Genomic DNA, 15,797 nt, shown 5'->3' with positions numbered 1-15,797 from the left:
AATCGATATGAGCTTTTTTTATACAAATCCAAAAGGGCATGGCATATATAATCTAACCCATTTAACCCGACTTTAAGGAAACCCAGCGCAGCCTATGCAGTAAAATGGCTAGCAAGGGTGACACCATAGTATTTAAAATTAGACAGATTATACATCAGTGTGACAACACCCATGGTCAATATGTCTAACTTAAGCGGCTATTGGAAAATATTAACCCTACAAATCATAGAGTAACGCCTTTATATCGCTTGCTGCTTTTTGTAACCTTGGTACCATATTGAGCAAATCATCAACCGACACACGAATAGTCGGTGCATGCACATATAAAGAGGCGACGTAACGCTCTTTTTTATCTAAAATAGGAACTGCGACAGCCACCATTTCAGAAATAAACTCTTCGTTATCAACACTTATGCCTGTTTTTGCAAAGTCATCAAGTTCTGCATTTAATATATCTGCTTCTACAATGGTATTTTTAGTAAACCTATCGAGCGACATATTATTTAGCATTTTTTTGCGGCTGCGCTGAGACAACTGACTTAAATACAATTTACCGGTAGCCGTACACCACATGGGCGATTTTGCGCCTACAGGTAAATTAATTTGAATAGGCAGCTTGGTTTTTACTCTATTGGTATAAATCATATGCATATTATGAGGCACACCAATTCCACAAGTCTCTTTGACATCACTGACTAAACGCTCAAGCACCACCTGACGTTCACCGTAAAATTGACGCTGTTGCCATAACTCTACACTTAAGTCTCTGACTCGCCTGCCCGCAATGATACCACCACCGATATCTACAGCGACATAGCCCTCATCTATGAGCTGCTGTAATAAGCGGTGAATCGTTGGTTTAGGTATATCAAGGTCTTGGGATAACTCTAAAGGCGTTATTGGCTTTGCCGAATAAGAGACGGCTTCAATAATTTGTAAGACACGGGTAATCGAGGAAACTTTAGGCATAACACACTCAAACTCTTTAGATTATTGATTGTAATAAAAATACTAGCGACGTTGCTCAACAATCAAAGAGTCTATGCCATTATTCTGTAGCTTTTGCTGTGCGGAGATGACCGTTTGGCGACTATTCATTGGTGAGGATATTACCTGATAAAACACTTGACCATTGGCCATTTTAGTTTTAACAACTCTTGCATCTACTCCTGCCATTAAAACTTGAGCGCGGCGTTTATCAGCCTCTTGTGCGCTACTAAAACTATTGATCTGTAAAATATAAGTCTGTTTCGGTGCGGTGGCCTTAATCGAAGCCGAGGAAGCACCCGCTGGCGAACGACTGCTATTCCCAGCCCCTTGTGCATTTTGATTAGCAGCATTACTAGGATTGTCGTTCATTGGCTCATCATAGGTGCCTTCTTCCTCAACAATAACCATTTCTTGCTCGCCATCTGCCGCCTGTGGACTTTGAGACTGCATCGGATCACGTATGATATCTTCAGAGATACCATAGTTATCTGGGTCTTTACTCGCATTATTATCAGTGCGGGGTTCGGTCACTACCACGTCTGGTTCAAGCTCAGCACCATTATTACTGGGCTCTATACTTACTATCGCTTCGTCTGGAATACTGGTAATTTCTTGTTCAGGCAGTAATTCATAAAATTCATAATCATCAGATTCAGATTCTGGCTGATTGATAGGCGCTACGGTTCGCTCTTCAGGTGTACCCGTTGAACCCATATCAATTGGATTAAATAGATACAAAGCAAGGCCTATCATCAAAGTTAGAATCGCCCCAACAAACATCCACAATAAACCTGATGCTCCACTGCTCTTTCTCTTTTCTGTCGCACCCTTTGGTTTTTTTGCTAACATCCACTCTCTCCGTTTTTGAAACTGTCTACTGGTTACTCTCTAACTTTAGCATGATTAACTTTAGCATTATTAACGTTAACAATCCAAGCCGAAAATAGCAGTTTGCCTTCCTATCTATTTTACTTACGCCATTGTATATAAGCCATCTATTATCTTTTATTTAGGCCAATATTTAGGCCAACATCATGCCAATGTATCAGACAACTGTAAGTTAATTTACCTGTCATGTAATTGACAACTTACTACATGCTTGTTGGTGCGGATAGCCCAAGCAGATTTAACCCATTAGCAATCACTTGGCGTACCGCTTTTGACAGACGCAGACGAGCCTGCATCAGTGACAGCTCCTCTTCACTTGGTATTTCATCAGCAATAATACTGACTGGTAGAATACGATTATCGTTATACCAACCATGGAACAATGCTGCTAAATCTTTAAGATAATTGGTCAAAACATGTGGCTCATAGCCTATTGCCGCACGTTTTAACGTTGCAGGATATGCAGCCAATAATTTTATCAGCTCACTTTCAGCCTCGGTCGTCAACAGCTCTTGATGGGCAGCACCTTTAGCATCATCAACTGTAAAGCCTTTGTCGACAAGCTTTTCTAGAACACTGCACACGCGGGCATGTGCATATTGGATGTAATACACGACGTTGTCTTTGCTTTGCGATTTGGCAAGTTCTAAATCAAAATCAATATGTACTTCTGGTTTACGCGCTACATAGTAGAAGCGTGCTGCATCGTTGCCGACCTCATGACGCAGTTCACGTAATGTCACAAACTTGCCTGAACGTGATGACATTTGAATTTTTTCATTGCCACGCCATAGTGCCACAAACTGAACCAAGATCACTTCTAGACGTGTCTCATCAATACCTAGGGCGGTTAGCGCTGCTTTTACCCGAGGGATATAACCATGATGATCTGCACCCCAAACATTAATGACCGTATCAAATCCGCGTTCAAACTTATTTTTGTGGTAAGCAATATCAGAGGCAAAGTAGGTAGTCAAGCCATTAGCACGGCGCACTACTCGGTCTTTCTCATCGCCAAATTCGGTTGATTTAAACCATGTATTACCATCCTTTTCGTATAAGTAGCCTTTTTTATCAAGTTCAGCCAAAACCGGCTCAATGTCATCAGCAATGGACTTTTCACTAAACCAATTTTGAAAGTGTACGCCAAAGTCGCCTAGGTCATCTTTGATATCATCCAAAATGGTATTGAGTGCCGCATTTAGAAACAGCTCATAACCTTCATGACCTAATAGTTTTTTGCTGTTGGCAATCAGTCCATCAATGTGCGCATTTTTATCGCCAGATACCAAGACTTCCTCGCCATTGGCATCAAGTTCAAATTTAGCATCTTCGGCCACACCTTCACTAATGCCAGCATAGGCATGTACATATTTAGCACCATGCTCATCTTTAACAGACTTAGCAATGTCAGACACATAATCGCCTTTGTAACCATTCACTGGAAACGTTAACTTCTCGCCATTCAACTGTAGATAACGCATATACGTACTGGTTGCCAATATATCCATTTGACGGCCAGCATCGTTGACATAATACTCGCGAGTTACCTCATAGCCCACCGCTTCAAGCAAATTTGCCACGCTCATGCCAAATGCAGCACCACGCCCATGACCGACGTGTAAGCTTGAGGTTGGGTTAGCAGAAACAAACTCAACTTGAATCTTCTTGCCCGAAAAATCATTGGTTAACCCATAGCGCTCATGTTTATCAAATATGGCATCCAATACGGCAAACTTAGCATTGCTGTTTAAAAATATATTAATAAAACCCGGTCCCGCCACTTCAAACTTAGCAATGCTATCGTTATCGGGCACCGCTTGAATCAGCTGTTCTGCTAAGGCACGAGGGTTGATTTTAGCCGCTTTTGCTGCGGTTAGTGCGATATTACAAGCATAATCCCCATGTTCAGGATTTTTACTGCGGGTAATTTGACTATGATTTTCCCAACCTTCTGGCAAAACATGGTTTGCAATAAGTGAACTAACGGCAGTGTTAAATAACGACGCAATTTCATCAATTTGAGCTTGTGACATAATTTAATAAACTCTAGTAGGTGTTTAAGTAAGTAATCAGTTAAATATTTACAATAATTTGTGTTAGCAATAGGGTGTTATCAACAGTTGGGGCAAATATTTTTTGCAAACCTGTTAATATATCAAGGTTTGGCTTACATTACCATACTCTTACAACTATGTTAATTTGTAGCGATGTACCTTTCTTCATAGAATTGCCACCAGTGACTGCTTATAATAGTATCAAACCACATTAACGGGACTGATTTATGATTGCGACCCTCTTTGCTGTATCTGCTGACACCATTACCAGTTTAGGCTTATATATTCTCTTGCCTATTTTTATTGGTACGCTGGTTTTCATTATGTTTGACATCTCTAAAAAATCAAATGCTGGTAAAGCAGGGACTTTCTGGATCTTTTTAGCACTGGGTGCAGGATTTGCTGGCTTTATTTTTAAATTAATACTTGAATTTGTATTTGACCGTTGGGTATTGTAACGGTTTAATCACTGCCTATTTTTTCTACTTCTCTGCCCTCCTATTATAAAGTGTATAGATAATGGAGAAGAATGTTGCAAAGCTTTTAAGGTTCTACAGACTCCTATATGCAGCTCCTATATGTAGCTCCTCTATGTAGTTATAGTTACTTACACTTTGCATAAGTGATACTCATAAAAGTCAAATGAATGACGCTTGTAATGCATGATGCTTATTTAGTGGCAATCAAGGTTGCTCGCATTGGTGCAGGATAGCCTTCCACTGTTTTAGTCGAATCATTCGGGTCTAAAAAGTCTTTCAGCGATTGATAAGTCATCCACTCCGTTGCCCGTTGTTCATCGACGGACGTTACATCAACATCGACACATGTCACATCACTAAACCCAACCTTCTCAAGCCAGCCTATCAAGGGATCAACTGACGGAATGAAGTACACATTGTTCATTTTGGCATAGCGGTCATGCGGTACTAATACCGTATTTTTATCTCCTTCAACTACTAAGGTTTCTAATACCAATTGTCCACCTTTAATCAGCTGATTTTTTAGCTGATTGAGGTGCTCAAAAGGCGATTGACGATGATATAGCACTCCCATACAAAACACCGTATCAAATAACTGATTGCCTTGGTCGGAGCTGGCTGGCAAGTCCTCTAACCCGACTGGAATATAATGGGTACGATACCCTACCCCAGTCTTGTCAATATCCTTGTCCGCATCAAAACCACCGACAAAATGGCGAATCGCCATAAATTGATGATAAAACAAGCAAGATGGGTCAACGATAACCACTTGCTTCGCCCCTGCCCCTGCCATACGCCAACCGTGATATCCAGAACCTCCGCCCACATCCAGCACATAACGCCCTTCAAGCGTACCAATATGAGGCGCAATACGCTGCCATTTCCAGTCACTGTGCCATTCGGTGTCTATAAAAACCTTATTCTTACCTGACCCAATTTGAAACGGCCCTTTGCGCCACGGCATCAATTGTTTCATCAATGCCTGTATCTGCTTACCTTGTCCGACGGGCAACTCAGCATCAATGGTTAACACATCACTGTTTAAATTAACACTTTGGACATCGATTTGCGGGAGATTTTCAACAGAAGACAAATAAGCAGGGGAATGCGCATATCGACGCTTGTCTTTGATATCGCTGAGCCATTTTGGCAGGTGTGCCAACCATTCGTTGGCAATAGGACGATATTTTGCTCGTCCTATCAAGGCAAGATAGAGCTCACGTTCGGCAGTGGCGATGGTTTGGTTTGTCATAGGTAGGTCATTATGTCTTTGAATGTAAGATGGCTATTATAAAATATAGTATAGTAATGGCTAAATTTCTAATAATAACAGTAAAAATGCAAGACTAAAAAAGCATAGCCTCGGTATCGTCGTTCCGTCAGAGGGGAGAAATATGCGAGTCATCATTAGGCGTTTCTTTAATAGCTATGTCCGTGCCTCGTCCCTCGGCAGAAGCAGGCATCATTTCAACAATTTAACTATTACCACGGCTCATTGTTATCTTCGTAAATCGAAGCTTCAAATTCACCTTCAATATCTATATCAAAATACTCTACGGCATCATAATATCTAGTTGATATATATGCATCACCTAAGCCACAGGCAACAAGCTTTGACAAGCCTAATATTTTTAGTCCACAAGCTGTGCACTCGAAGCTGGTAGGAAGCATTGACTGCTTTTCAGAAATCCCATCTTCCGTTAGACTAGTCTGGGGAGCTCGACTAGAACTACCTTGTATTAAAGCGTCACTTTCACAAGCAGGGCACTTTACTCTATGTCCTTGCTGTCGAGTAGCTAATAGTTCAGCTTGCTTAGCTAGCTTAGTCTTCTCATCTTCATCCTTGTCATTCCAAATGACTCTATGCGCATTTATAGTATTTTTAACTGTTTTTGCATTATCATCTAGTAAAGCTGTAATCTGAAGATGCGCCTCCTCAGCTCCTTCTTTACCAAATAGCGTTTCAAGACTTTCACCCAGACCTTCTACTAAAACCTTACACACAGAATAAAACCTTGGCAACCATGTTGATGAGCCAACATCATCAAAGGGTATTGCTCCTGAATGTATCTCACTATTTCTATTATTCATGTGAATAATACTAAAATTTAGCATTTCTTTGGTAAAATCAGGAAATAACTCCTCTGCTCTTTTTAGTAAATCAGAAATAGTCGCAGACTTTGGTATAAATCTACTTTGATTGGGTTCTTTACCTACTGCATAAAGTATACTATTCCAATCTTTACCATCGGCAACCAAAGTGGGCGATATATTTGATATGGAGGCTCTAACCAACATCTCTAATGCTAGTGCTGACCAAAACCCAAACTCCCAATCAGATGGGGTTTTCTCCATCATTTTTTCTATATAACGCTGAGACTTTGAAAACAGGGATTCCTTAGACCATACATGAACTGTTCTTTTAGCATTCAAAATACTACCTCCTCAAAATAAACCCTTTCAATCTTTCTATTCATTGACTCTTGAGTAACTGCGCTTCTAGAATGAAGCATCCGCCAGTTATCAATCAATATACATTTGCCCTCTTCATTTAAGTTAAACTTCAGACTTTCGATATTGTTTAGCCGATTATTAATTAAATGACTTAGTTCTTCAGCAGGTTTATTAACCGCTTTAATAAATATCGAATCCCATCTAAATAAAGAGTCTTGCTTTAATTTTAAAATATTAGCAACTCTATCTAGTTTTTTCCTTGGCTTAAAATGTGCTCTATTAAATAAACTAGCTTCAATTGTATGACATAAGACTTTACTATCAATCAGTTTAGTATAAACATTATCGACAGGTATAACACATCTCAACATAAAGTATCTTGGTGGTACATACCAATGAGCTAAATCCGTATGAAAAGGAAATTCTTCAACACCAAAATTACCACTATATGTATTGATTAATTTGGCATCTTTTAGTTTTGGAGTTAGTGTCTGAACTAAAGGCATCGTAGGAGTTTTATAAACATTTCCTATGCTTCCAGCTACATCAAGTATGGTTTGACTCGCATTACTCGACATTAGAATAAAACCTTTCTTATTGAGCTCTTCCAACATTATTAAATACCTCTAACACAAGGCTAAAACTTTTAGCCTAACCAAATAAAATTTTTGCGTTAAATAATACTGGGGTATAACTACAGCCTTAAACCTAACAGATTTATAATACTTGCTTACCATAGCAATAGTCGCCTCGGGGTGCGGTTTAGCCTCGATTGTAGCGGATATACTTGGTGAAGCGCTGTGGTGCGTGCGCTTGGTAAGTGGCGGTATCGTGGTAGCAGGAACGGCACAGACCATTAGCGCACGCCACAGTGCAAACCAAGATAGTAGTGAAAAGCGAGATCAGCTCTGTAAAAACCTAACTCTATAGCTAAACTTAAACTAGGACACGTAACTTGAACTAGGATAAGTAACTTAAACTTCGTGGGTTTCGCTTCGCTACACCACACGCTACGACAATGCTTATTAAGGTTCAGCTCCTATTTAAAGGCCACAATAGACGCGAAGTTTAAAAACTGAAACCACGTTAGACTACGATGAAAGCCCACTTTTGCCAGACGCTGATGATGCTGGACTAAGGTATCGGTGATGAGCACGTTTTCTAAGGCATTGCGTTTGCCGCTAATCTCAAGCTCGCTATAGCCATTGGCACGTTTGAAGTCATAATAGCGCTCAACCAGCCAAGCGTCGTCTTGCTCATCGCCAGTATGATTTTTTTCAGTAAGTACCAAAATACCGCCGTCATTTAGGGCGTCATAGACGGCTTGTAGCACTTGCGTTCTATCTTCAGGCGGTAAAAATTGCAAGGTCAGGTTGAGTATCACCATGTCGCAAGGCTCAAACTTAAGCTCGCGGATGTCTGCGGTAATGACGTCGATGTCATGTTCAGGATAGTTGTCGTGGAGAAGCATTGCTGCTTTTTTGGTCATGGCAGGAGAGATGTCCACCGCTTTAATTTGCAATTCGTCTGGGGCAAATCCGCCAGTGTCATTGAGCAATGCCATCGTTGCACCGCCCAACGAACAGCCCAAATCATATACACGGCTGACACGCTGCCCGTCATCATTGGTCTGCCCAAACTGACAATGACGTTTTGCAAATATGGGCAACATGGCGAGCATTTGCCCGTAACCGGGAACACTGCGGCGTATCATATCGGGAAAGCACGCCACCACTTGCTCGTCGAAAGAGAACCGAGCGGCTTTGTCTAGGGGTGTGGTGAAGACGTTGTCGTAAATGATAGACGATTGGTGGTTCCCAGTATTTGACATCGATATTCTCTTATTCATTTAGCGTTGTTAATTTTGAACACATTGTATTATATCATTACTGTTTGTTACTTATATCACTGCAATGCCCTGCTAAAATTTAGTCACAACAAGATAATTAATTGACGTTTTATTTTAAGGATAAATTATGCAAACATTAGTATTAGGTGGCGGTTGCTTCTGGTGCACCGAATCTGTCTTTCAATCGGTAAAAGGGGTCGAAAAAGTAACCTCGGGCTATATGGGCGGTGATGAAGCCTCGGCCAATTATAAAGATGTGTGTACGGGAGAAACGGGGCATATCGAAGTGGTACGAATCGATTTTGATGAGTCTGTCGTGCCTTTAGAAGTCATATTGGACATCTTTTTTGCCACTCACGACCCCACCACTCTTGACCGCCAAGGTAATGATGTTGGCAGCCAATATCGCTCAGTGGTGTTTTATACCGATGAAGAAAAACAAAAACCGACCATCGACCGAGTCATTGGTAAGCTGCGGGATGAGCTGGGTCTAAATGTGGTCACTGAGGTACATCCTGTGCATGAGTTCTATGCAGCAGAAGACTATCATCAAGACTATTTTAATAAGAACCCAACCCAAGGCTATTGCCAAGCGGTTATCCCACCTAAACTGGGTAAGCTGCGTAAAGAGTTTAAACAGTATATGAAATAGGGCGTTCATAACCACCGTCAAATTCTGCTATAGTTAGAACTGAGACCTTTTTTTATTAACTATAGTCAAATACTTTTAAAGTGTCACAGCGTTAAGCTCGCTCAGCTTTGTACCCTTTTTAAGGGTATTTGACTTTAAACTTTGAGATGATGGACGATTATGGAAGCGCAATTTTGGCAGGATGCTTGGCAGAACGGTAATACTGGATTTACTCAAAACAAACCCAACTTTATGTTAACGCATAATTTTGATGCCTTAAACACGCCTAAGAATGGGCGTGTTTTTGTGCCTTTGTGTGGTAAAAGCATCGATATGGTTTGGTTTGCCCGTCAAGGTTATCATGTAGTTGGGGTTGAGTTGGTAGAATCAGCAGTGGCCCATTTTTTTAAAGAAAACGATATTAAAGCGACTGTAACAGCGCACCCCACTACCCCTAATTTAGCCCTTTACCAAGGCCAATATAACGGCAAGAATATCAAAATATGGGTGGGCGACATTTTTGACTTGAACCCTACCGATATTGAGAAAGTAGATGCCATCTATGACCGTGGCGCATTGGTTGCCTTGCCTGACTTTGCGCCAGACTTTTTACGTACCCGCTATACCGAGCAGTTGATTCATCTTAGTGGCGGTGCTAACCAGTTTTTATTAACCTTTTCCTATGATGATGAGCTACTTGAAAAAGAGCTGAAGCGGACGACGCCTCCTTTTATCATTACCGATGATATGCTCAATGCGTATTATGGAGAACAGTATCGTATCGAGATTTTAGTGCGAGAAAGGTCTGACGTGGTATCTGCTGCTGGCAATTCAGGCTACCGTTTGGCGTATGCGCTTATTAACAAATAAGGGATTGCCTGTATGTCCGCCATTTTAAATCACAATAAAATAGGTCAGCTGGACACCTTTACTGTTCATGGCAATGGCTTTCGAGCAGTGGTTTTATTACAAGGCGCACAGCTGATTCATTTTATGACGTCCAGTGACGATAGACAACCACATAACGTTCATGATTTATCTGACAATTGGCTTTGGGTTAGTGAGAATGCTGAGTACAAATTGGGCGAGTCGGTGCGGGGCGGTGTGCCGATATGTTGGCCAGTGTTTGGGCAGTTTGATGCCAATCCACAAACGGTAAAAGACAGCTTTAAATACTGCCTCCTCGACTTAACTCAACACGGCTATGCCCGGGTGCAGCCCTTTATGCTTGATAGCTTTCAGCCATCGGTTAAGATTAACACAACAGGTATTAAAGACGAAACCGATAAAAGCGCAATTCTTGAAACACTAGGGGAGACTTCACAGCTGATTTTGAATTTGCAGCAGTCTGCCACAATGACCCCACATCTTGATTTAAAAGTGCAGTTTAATTTTAGTCAGCAAGGCTTTGCCATTACCTTGATCACTCAAAATAATAGTGATGAGACTGTTCACTTTTCTCAGGCACTGCATACTTATCTGCCGACTGAAGATATTAAGCAAACGTCGATTACTGGCTTTGGCGGCATACCTTATAGCGATACCTTAGATCACTGGCATACCAAAACTCAGGAAGGTAATATCACATTTGCAAGCGAAGTAGATCGTATTTATCACAGCGCTCCAGATATTACTTTAAACACGCCAGCGCAGACTTATCATCTTCATGCCGAGGGTAGCAATAGCACGGTTGTTTGGAACCCTTGGATTGAGACCGCAAAAAAAGTGTCTCAGTTTGCCGAAGATGACTATCAGCGGATGCTATGTATTGAGACTGCCAATGCCCATTTGGATGCGGTGACATTAGAGGCTGGAGAGGTGCATAATATGTCTGTCAAAATACAGCGGAATACATATAATGAAGCCTACAACCAATAAAACACATTCGTTGTTACCCTCGACAGTCGGTATCGCCCTACTTTCGCTAAGCTCTATCGCACAAGCCTGCTTACCTGCATCGCCTCATGATGTGTTTATAGGTAGACTAAATACGTCAGATACTCAATCTATCTCTTCGATACCCGATAATCAAACAACCTTCCTTATATTAACAGTGGATAAGTCTAAGTTTGTCTTTCGTCCCTTTGACTGGTTGTCTTTATTTCAATCCATCGATGGTTGGCAAACCAGACTACCGTTAGACCGCCTGCATGATGACAGTTTAATTATTGGTCTAGCATATGATGCAGAAGGTGGAGACGATAAAAATATTTATACCATTGAAAATTTTGCACTTTTAACCTGCAATAACAATATTATTTCTGTTAGCGAGCCTGTGACCAAACACTACGGATGGAATAGAGAAAACGAGAGTTGTCGTCATGATGACCCTACAGGTGTGGGTCTGTTAGATGGCTTTATGGATAATGATGAGGCATATTATCTCAGGAAGCTACAAGAGAAATATCCCACTTGTGAAGCGTTAGAATCAGCGTTTCCTACGAAAAATAAGACGCAACAGGCTAAGGGGTTTTTACAGAAGATGACAGGGTGGTTTGGGGATTAGCTCGGCTAGGCTAAGCCTTAACCCTACAACTGCGCTACCGTCTCAACAACTTTATAATTCACCTCATTATCTAGCACATTAAAATGCGCTTGCCCACAATGGATTTTCTGTTGCTGTGCTAATGGTAATTTACTGATATCGACGCTATGCCCACCTGCACTCTTGCCACCTGTATTTTTGGTTTCAGCAACAAAATACAACTGGCTGACTTCATTTTCATCTTCTTTGACCACTGCCCAGTCGGGATTGTAAGTACCGACTGGTGTGTCAATCTTAAACCAATTGGGCAGTTTAAAATAAAAACGTACCGTAGGCATACTTTCGCAATCTTGCGCAAATTGATGCTCAGTGTTCGAATCTAACGGTATCAGGTTTTCTATAATCGTTTTATTGGGATTGTCTACCTCAAAGTGATGGTCACTAGCATAGACAGCCGTCGTTTGTTGAACCAAATTAGCAAGTAATGTTTGCGAATACGTTTGACCACTTTTACGGTATTCCACCCCTGCCACCATTAAGTTGGCTTGTTGCTGTTTGATAATTTGTACTACTCTATCTAAAAACAGTTGCGGATTAACAAATAAATCTGCCGTTCGTCCACTTTTAGCGAGAATTTTAACCAATGTATGGCGGGTCAGTTTAGTATGACGGGCTAAATAGGTCAGCACATTTGGCAACGCCCATAGTGTCTGACTTTGATGGCTGTTTTCAGAGTCATCCCTATCAGTCTGATAGCTTGCCACTTGGCTATTTACCGAGACCATACGACTGTCTATACCATCGCCACTCATGATTAGACGTTTTTTAACAGCACTCACGTGGGGCGCTTCAACCGCTTCCATATCTTGTAATTGATTGGCAACAGCTTCAATTAAGGCATCACTATCAAAGCGTACTTGATATTGGGTTTTTTGTTTAATCTTATCCCATATGGCTTTAAAGTTATCATCTAGCATAAAGCCTTTTCGATATTTGACCTCACGCTTTTGCGCCATGTTTTTTGTGCCATTAAACTCAATACCATAATCTTCTGCTATTTCATTCTGTAAATTTTTGGCAAAGTCTTCATAACTTTCATTGGCAATAACGGTTAGTACATTGACTTGTTTGTCATAAATACGGTTACCATCTGCACCCACACACAAGCGCAGTCCACGTCCAATTTCTTGGCGCTTTTTCATACCAGATTTAGTTTCATTAAGGGTACATATCTGGAATACATTCGGGTTATCCCAGCCCTCTTTTAATGCTGAGTGACTAAAGATAAATTGTAAAGGGTTTGATAACCCGAGTAGCTTTTCCTTGTCTTTCATAATCAAGCTATAGGTATCGTCATCAGCTTGGGTAGCACCTGATGTATCTTTAGCACGCCCTTTACTATCCACTGAAAAGTAGCCGTTATGAATATCACTGACACCGCCTTGATACAAACCAGTAAGCTGTTGTTTGAGCTCTTTATATTTAGGCTTGTCTAATATTTGTTGATACAATGCTTCAAACCATAACGCAAACTTGCCTGAACGCTCATAACCCTGTGCGGTATTAATTAAGTAATTATCGACTCGATCGATAAACAACAAAGACAGCACTTTAATACCTTTATCCAGCAGTTGTCTTTGCTTATCTAAATGCGCTTCAATGGTACGCTCAATCTGATAACGCATGACACTGTCATTCATACCGCCCAGCTGTTGCCCTGCCTGTATGATGCTACCATTGGCAAATTCAATATATCCTTCAGATGCGTTGATACCTGTAATCACATAGCCATTGCTATAAATCTCACGCTCTGTCTTTTTATACAGGTCATCATTGTCACTGACGCTAATCGTTTTCTTTTTTATCACACCTTTTACATTGGCATAGACGTTGATTTTTGCAGTGATTTTGGTTTTTTTAGGGGTAATTTCTAACAGTTCGATATAGGCTTCGTTAAACTTGTCATTTGCCATGATCGAATCGACTTCGATTTGTTTTACCAGACCAGCTTCATACGCTTTGACAGGGTTTAGACTATAAAGCAGATGACGACTGTATTTGTGAGTGGCTGAATAACGCAACGTAATAAGTGGATTTAGACTGGCGATGGCATTAAGACGTTTATCCGTCTCCATATTCTGTGGTTCATCGACAATGACAATGGGATGACACGCTTGGATATATTCAATAGGCGCAATACCACGCTCACGCACTTGATTGATGATATTTTCATCTTTGGCAAAGGCATCAATATTGATAACCAAAATCTGAAGCAGATTGCTGGTCGCAAAGTCGCGTAAGATATTTAAGTTTTTGCTGTCATAGACTCTAGCATTCACAGGTGTATGATCGTAAAGACTAGCGAAGTGGGTTTTGGTCATCTCAATTGACTTGAGCACCCCTTCACGGATAGCCACTGAAGGTACGACAATGACAAATTTACGCATGCCGTATTTTTGATACAGCTCAAAGATACTACGCAAATAGACATAGGTTTTCCCTGTGCCTGTCTCCATCTCTATTGACGCATTAATGCCGTATTTGGAGTGGTTGATGCTTTTTTCGGTATTAACATTGTTCACATCATCAAATAAAGCTGTCGATACCTCAACGCCATTATCTCGCTGAATGGCTTGAATATTGGCAAGCACTTGCTCATCGCTTATCACTCTATGATTGGCAATGGTTTGACTGATAACCTGCTGACGAATACCACGGTTCTTTTCGCCACTTCTAACCCTATTTTTTGCAAGATTTGCTTGCTCATCAATGGGCTGAACCAGTGTATAGCTGTCGTCACTGTCATTAAAATGAAACGGCTGTCCGTTAAATAGCTCTACCACGGCGTTGATGGCTTGGGTTTGATGGTCAAGATTGGGTTCGAAGTTTAGGGTTATCATGGTGGGGGTCTGTTGTTATAGTTATATGAGTTATAGAGTAATTTAGTTTAGTTGCTAACTAGTTAGATACTGATATAAAAGGCTACCTACCGTCGCTAAAATACTAATTATCGTTAAAGCCATGTTCAGTTTTTTACTAAACTGACTCTTTACTTCAAGTATCTTAATATTATAAGCTAGATTCAATAAAACCGTTTGCTCTGACTCGTTCAGAACTCTTTTTAATGCCTTAATCTGCTCTGATATCGGTTGTGAGATATTATTGTATATTTCATCAGAATCATACCTTTCATATATTTTTTTGAAATAGTCTAGCTTTCTATCATCTTCTAAGCTCTCATGAATATGACCTAATACTTGCCACATTAAAAACCTCAAATATTTACTGTCAATACGTTTGGCTTTTAATAAAATATGTATTAAGTCAATATCATACTTTTCATAATCTTGATTATCTGCTATTTTTTTTGCTAGTTTTTTCGCTCTAAATTGCTGGTACATTTCATCTGCAAAAAAAGGAATGAAAAGACCAATTACCACTGCCATTACTAAAAAACTAATATAGCTAATTAGCTCCATCCAACTACTCATTATACGTTCCTATCAAACTAACGGCTCAAAAACCAAAACATCAACACCCTTTAAATCACCCAAAACTAGCTCAATTTTGAGCTTAACCTCTTGCCAATCTAAACCACCGTTACCCGCACCTAGCGCAGGAATGGCAATTGATTGGATATTATTTTCAATAATAAAGCGTTTTAGGTCTTGCAAACCCTCTTCTATCCATACCATTTGTGATTTGCTTCGCCAATGTTGTTTGGTAGGAAAGTTGACTATCCATTTTGTACTGACCAGCTCATTGGTTTTAGTCGCAAACATTTTACCCGTTTGCACTTCTCCTGCCTTACAAGCTATTGAGTATTCTTGCATGTTTTTCGGAAACTGCTTTTTGAACGCTAAGGCAATACCTTTACCCATTACGCCTACCGTATTTACAGCGTTAACAAGTGCGTCTACATCTGACTCTAATAAGTTACCTTTCACGTATTTAATCATTTAAC

General features: G+C 40.6%; 16 protein-coding genes. 6 read left to right on the top strand and 10 right to left on the bottom strand.

Annotated features, from left to right (window positions below):
• Positions 1 to 216: 216 nt before the first annotated feature.
• The 3 genes from AC2SLN_RS00155 to argS all read right to left on the bottom strand — a co-directional run bounded on the left by AC2SLN_RS00155 (position 217) and on the right by argS (position 3,914).
• The gene (locus AC2SLN_RS00155; protein ID WP_486548999.1) at positions 217 to 969 is read right to left on the bottom strand and encodes an IclR family transcriptional regulator; all 753 of its coding nucleotides are present in this window, start codon (positions 967 to 969) and stop codon (positions 217 to 219) included.
• 42 nt (positions 970 to 1,011) lie between these two features.
• On the bottom strand, positions 1,012 to 1,839 hold the full coding sequence (locus tag AC2SLN_RS00150; protein ID WP_486549001.1) for an SPOR domain-containing protein: 828 nt from the start codon (positions 1,837 to 1,839) through the stop codon (positions 1,012 to 1,014).
• Positions 1,840 to 2,081: 242 nt separating this feature from the next.
• Positions 2,082 to 3,914 (bottom strand): arginine--tRNA ligase, encoded by a 1,833-nt coding sequence (gene argS / locus AC2SLN_RS00145; RefSeq protein WP_486549002.1) that lies wholly within the window; start codon positions 3,912 to 3,914, stop codon positions 2,082 to 2,084.
• A 248-nt stretch (positions 3,915 to 4,162) separates the two neighbouring features.
• On the opposite strand from argS, the gene AC2SLN_RS00140 reads away from it, so the two are divergent.
• Positions 4,163 to 4,393 (top strand): DUF2788 domain-containing protein, encoded by a 231-nt coding sequence (locus AC2SLN_RS00140; protein WP_486549003.1) that lies wholly within the window; start codon positions 4,163 to 4,165, stop codon positions 4,391 to 4,393.
• A gap of 211 nt (positions 4,394 to 4,604) precedes the next feature.
• Here AC2SLN_RS00140 and cmoB read toward each other — a convergent pair whose 3' ends face one another.
• The 3 genes from cmoB to AC2SLN_RS00125 form a co-directional block, all read right to left on the bottom strand.
• Positions 4,605 to 5,666, bottom strand: coding sequence for a tRNA 5-methoxyuridine(34)/uridine 5-oxyacetic acid(34) synthase CmoB (gene cmoB, locus AC2SLN_RS00135; protein ID WP_486549005.1), 1,062 nt, complete (start codon positions 5,664 to 5,666; stop codon positions 4,605 to 4,607).
• Between the two features lie 230 nt (positions 5,667 to 5,896).
• Positions 5,897 to 6,847, bottom strand: coding sequence for a hypothetical protein (locus AC2SLN_RS00130; RefSeq protein ID WP_486549007.1), 951 nt, complete (start codon positions 6,845 to 6,847; stop codon positions 5,897 to 5,899).
• Positions 6,844 to 7,482 (bottom strand): Fe(II)-2OG oxygenase family protein, encoded by a 639-nt coding sequence (locus AC2SLN_RS00125; protein ID WP_486549008.1) that lies wholly within the window; start codon positions 7,480 to 7,482, stop codon positions 6,844 to 6,846. Before AC2SLN_RS00125 ends, AC2SLN_RS00130 begins: the two co-directional genes overlap by 4 nt.
• Positions 7,483 to 7,594: 112 nt before the next feature.
• On the opposite strand from AC2SLN_RS00125, the gene AC2SLN_RS00120 reads away from it, so the two are divergent.
• A complete protein-coding gene (locus tag AC2SLN_RS00120; RefSeq protein ID WP_486549009.1) occupies positions 7,595 to 7,798 on the top strand; it encodes a hypothetical protein in 204 nt (67 codons plus the stop codon).
• Positions 7,799 to 7,907: 109 nt separating this feature from the next.
• On the opposite strand, the gene cmoA is transcribed toward AC2SLN_RS00120, so the two are convergent.
• Positions 7,908 to 8,699, bottom strand: coding sequence for a carboxy-S-adenosyl-L-methionine synthase CmoA (gene cmoA, locus AC2SLN_RS00115; RefSeq protein WP_486549010.1), 792 nt, complete (start codon positions 8,697 to 8,699; stop codon positions 7,908 to 7,910).
• Positions 8,700 to 8,844: 145 nt separating this feature from the next.
• On the opposite strand from cmoA, the gene msrA reads away from it, so the two are divergent.
• From msrA to AC2SLN_RS00095, 4 genes are all read left to right on the top strand, one after another.
• The gene (gene msrA / locus AC2SLN_RS00110; protein WP_486549012.1) at positions 8,845 to 9,369 is read left to right on the top strand and encodes a peptide-methionine (S)-S-oxide reductase MsrA; all 525 of its coding nucleotides are present in this window, start codon (positions 8,845 to 8,847) and stop codon (positions 9,367 to 9,369) included.
• 159 nt (positions 9,370 to 9,528) lie between these two features.
• Positions 9,529 to 10,218, top strand: a complete 690-nt coding sequence (locus tag AC2SLN_RS00105; protein ID WP_486549013.1) for a class I SAM-dependent methyltransferase — start codon at positions 9,529 to 9,531, stop codon at positions 10,216 to 10,218.
• 12 nt (positions 10,219 to 10,230) lie between these two features.
• Positions 10,231 to 11,226, top strand: a complete 996-nt coding sequence (locus AC2SLN_RS00100) for a D-hexose-6-phosphate mutarotase (RefSeq protein ID WP_486549014.1) — start codon at positions 10,231 to 10,233, stop codon at positions 11,224 to 11,226.
• Positions 11,207 to 11,854 (top strand): hypothetical protein, encoded by a 648-nt coding sequence (locus tag AC2SLN_RS00095; RefSeq protein ID WP_486549015.1) that lies wholly within the window; start codon positions 11,207 to 11,209, stop codon positions 11,852 to 11,854. The genes AC2SLN_RS00100 and AC2SLN_RS00095 overlap by 20 nt, the downstream gene beginning before the upstream one ends.
• A 23-nt stretch (positions 11,855 to 11,877) precedes the next feature.
• Here AC2SLN_RS00095 and AC2SLN_RS00090 read toward each other — a convergent pair whose 3' ends face one another.
• Genes AC2SLN_RS00090 through darG form a run of 3 tightly spaced genes read right to left on the bottom strand, consistent with a single transcriptional unit; the run spans position 11,878 to position 15,792 of the window.
• A complete protein-coding gene (locus AC2SLN_RS00090) occupies positions 11,878 to 14,733 on the bottom strand; it encodes a restriction endonuclease (RefSeq protein ID WP_486549016.1) in 2,856 nt (951 codons plus the stop codon).
• A gap of 54 nt (positions 14,734 to 14,787) precedes the next feature.
• The gene (locus tag AC2SLN_RS00085) at positions 14,788 to 15,324 is read right to left on the bottom strand and encodes a hypothetical protein (RefSeq protein WP_486549017.1); all 537 of its coding nucleotides are present in this window, start codon (positions 15,322 to 15,324) and stop codon (positions 14,788 to 14,790) included.
• A gap of 12 nt (positions 15,325 to 15,336) precedes the next feature.
• Complete coding sequence (gene darG / locus AC2SLN_RS00080) at positions 15,337 to 15,792, bottom strand: type II toxin-antitoxin system antitoxin DNA ADP-ribosyl glycohydrolase DarG (protein WP_486549018.1); 456 nt, start codon at positions 15,790 to 15,792, stop codon at positions 15,337 to 15,339.
• Between the last annotated feature and the right edge of the window lie 5 nt (positions 15,793 to 15,797).

The organism is Psychrobacter sp. CX90 (assembly GCF_057396305.2).
This window is presented reverse-complemented; position numbering and strand designations above follow the sequence as displayed.

Coding starts and splice junctions, on each gene's coding strand:
- AC2SLN_RS00155 (WP_486548999.1), bottom strand. CDS start 969: ATGCCTAAAGTTTCCTCGATTACCCGTGTCTTACAAATTATTGAAGCC.
- AC2SLN_RS00150 (WP_486549001.1), bottom strand. CDS start 1,839: ATGTTAGCAAAAAAACCAAAGGGTGCGACAGAAAAGAGAAAGAGCAGT.
- argS (WP_486549002.1), bottom strand. CDS start 3,914: ATGTCACAAGCTCAAATTGATGAAATTGCGTCGTTATTTAACACTGCC.
- AC2SLN_RS00140 (WP_486549003.1), top strand. CDS start 4,163: ATGATTGCGACCCTCTTTGCTGTATCTGCTGACACCATTACCAGTTTA.
- cmoB (WP_486549005.1), bottom strand. CDS start 5,666: ATGACAAACCAAACCATCGCCACTGCCGAACGTGAGCTCTATCTTGCC.
- AC2SLN_RS00125 (WP_486549008.1), bottom strand. CDS start 7,482: ATGTTGGAAGAGCTCAATAAGAAAGGTTTTATTCTAATGTCGAGTAAT.
- cmoA (WP_486549010.1), bottom strand. CDS start 8,699: ATGTCAAATACTGGGAACCACCAATCGTCTATCATTTACGACAACGTC.
- msrA (WP_486549012.1), top strand. CDS start 8,845: ATGCAAACATTAGTATTAGGTGGCGGTTGCTTCTGGTGCACCGAATCT.
- AC2SLN_RS00105 (WP_486549013.1), top strand. CDS start 9,529: ATGGAAGCGCAATTTTGGCAGGATGCTTGGCAGAACGGTAATACTGGA.
- AC2SLN_RS00100 (WP_486549014.1), top strand. CDS start 10,231: ATGTCCGCCATTTTAAATCACAATAAAATAGGTCAGCTGGACACCTTT.
- AC2SLN_RS00095 (WP_486549015.1), top strand. CDS start 11,207: ATGAAGCCTACAACCAATAAAACACATTCGTTGTTACCCTCGACAGTC.
- AC2SLN_RS00090 (WP_486549016.1), bottom strand. CDS start 14,733: ATGATAACCCTAAACTTCGAACCCAATCTTGACCATCAAACCCAAGCC.
- AC2SLN_RS00085 (WP_486549017.1), bottom strand. CDS start 15,324: ATGAGTAGTTGGATGGAGCTAATTAGCTATATTAGTTTTTTAGTAATG.
- darG (WP_486549018.1), bottom strand. CDS start 15,792: ATGATTAAATACGTGAAAGGTAACTTATTAGAGTCAGATGTAGACGCA.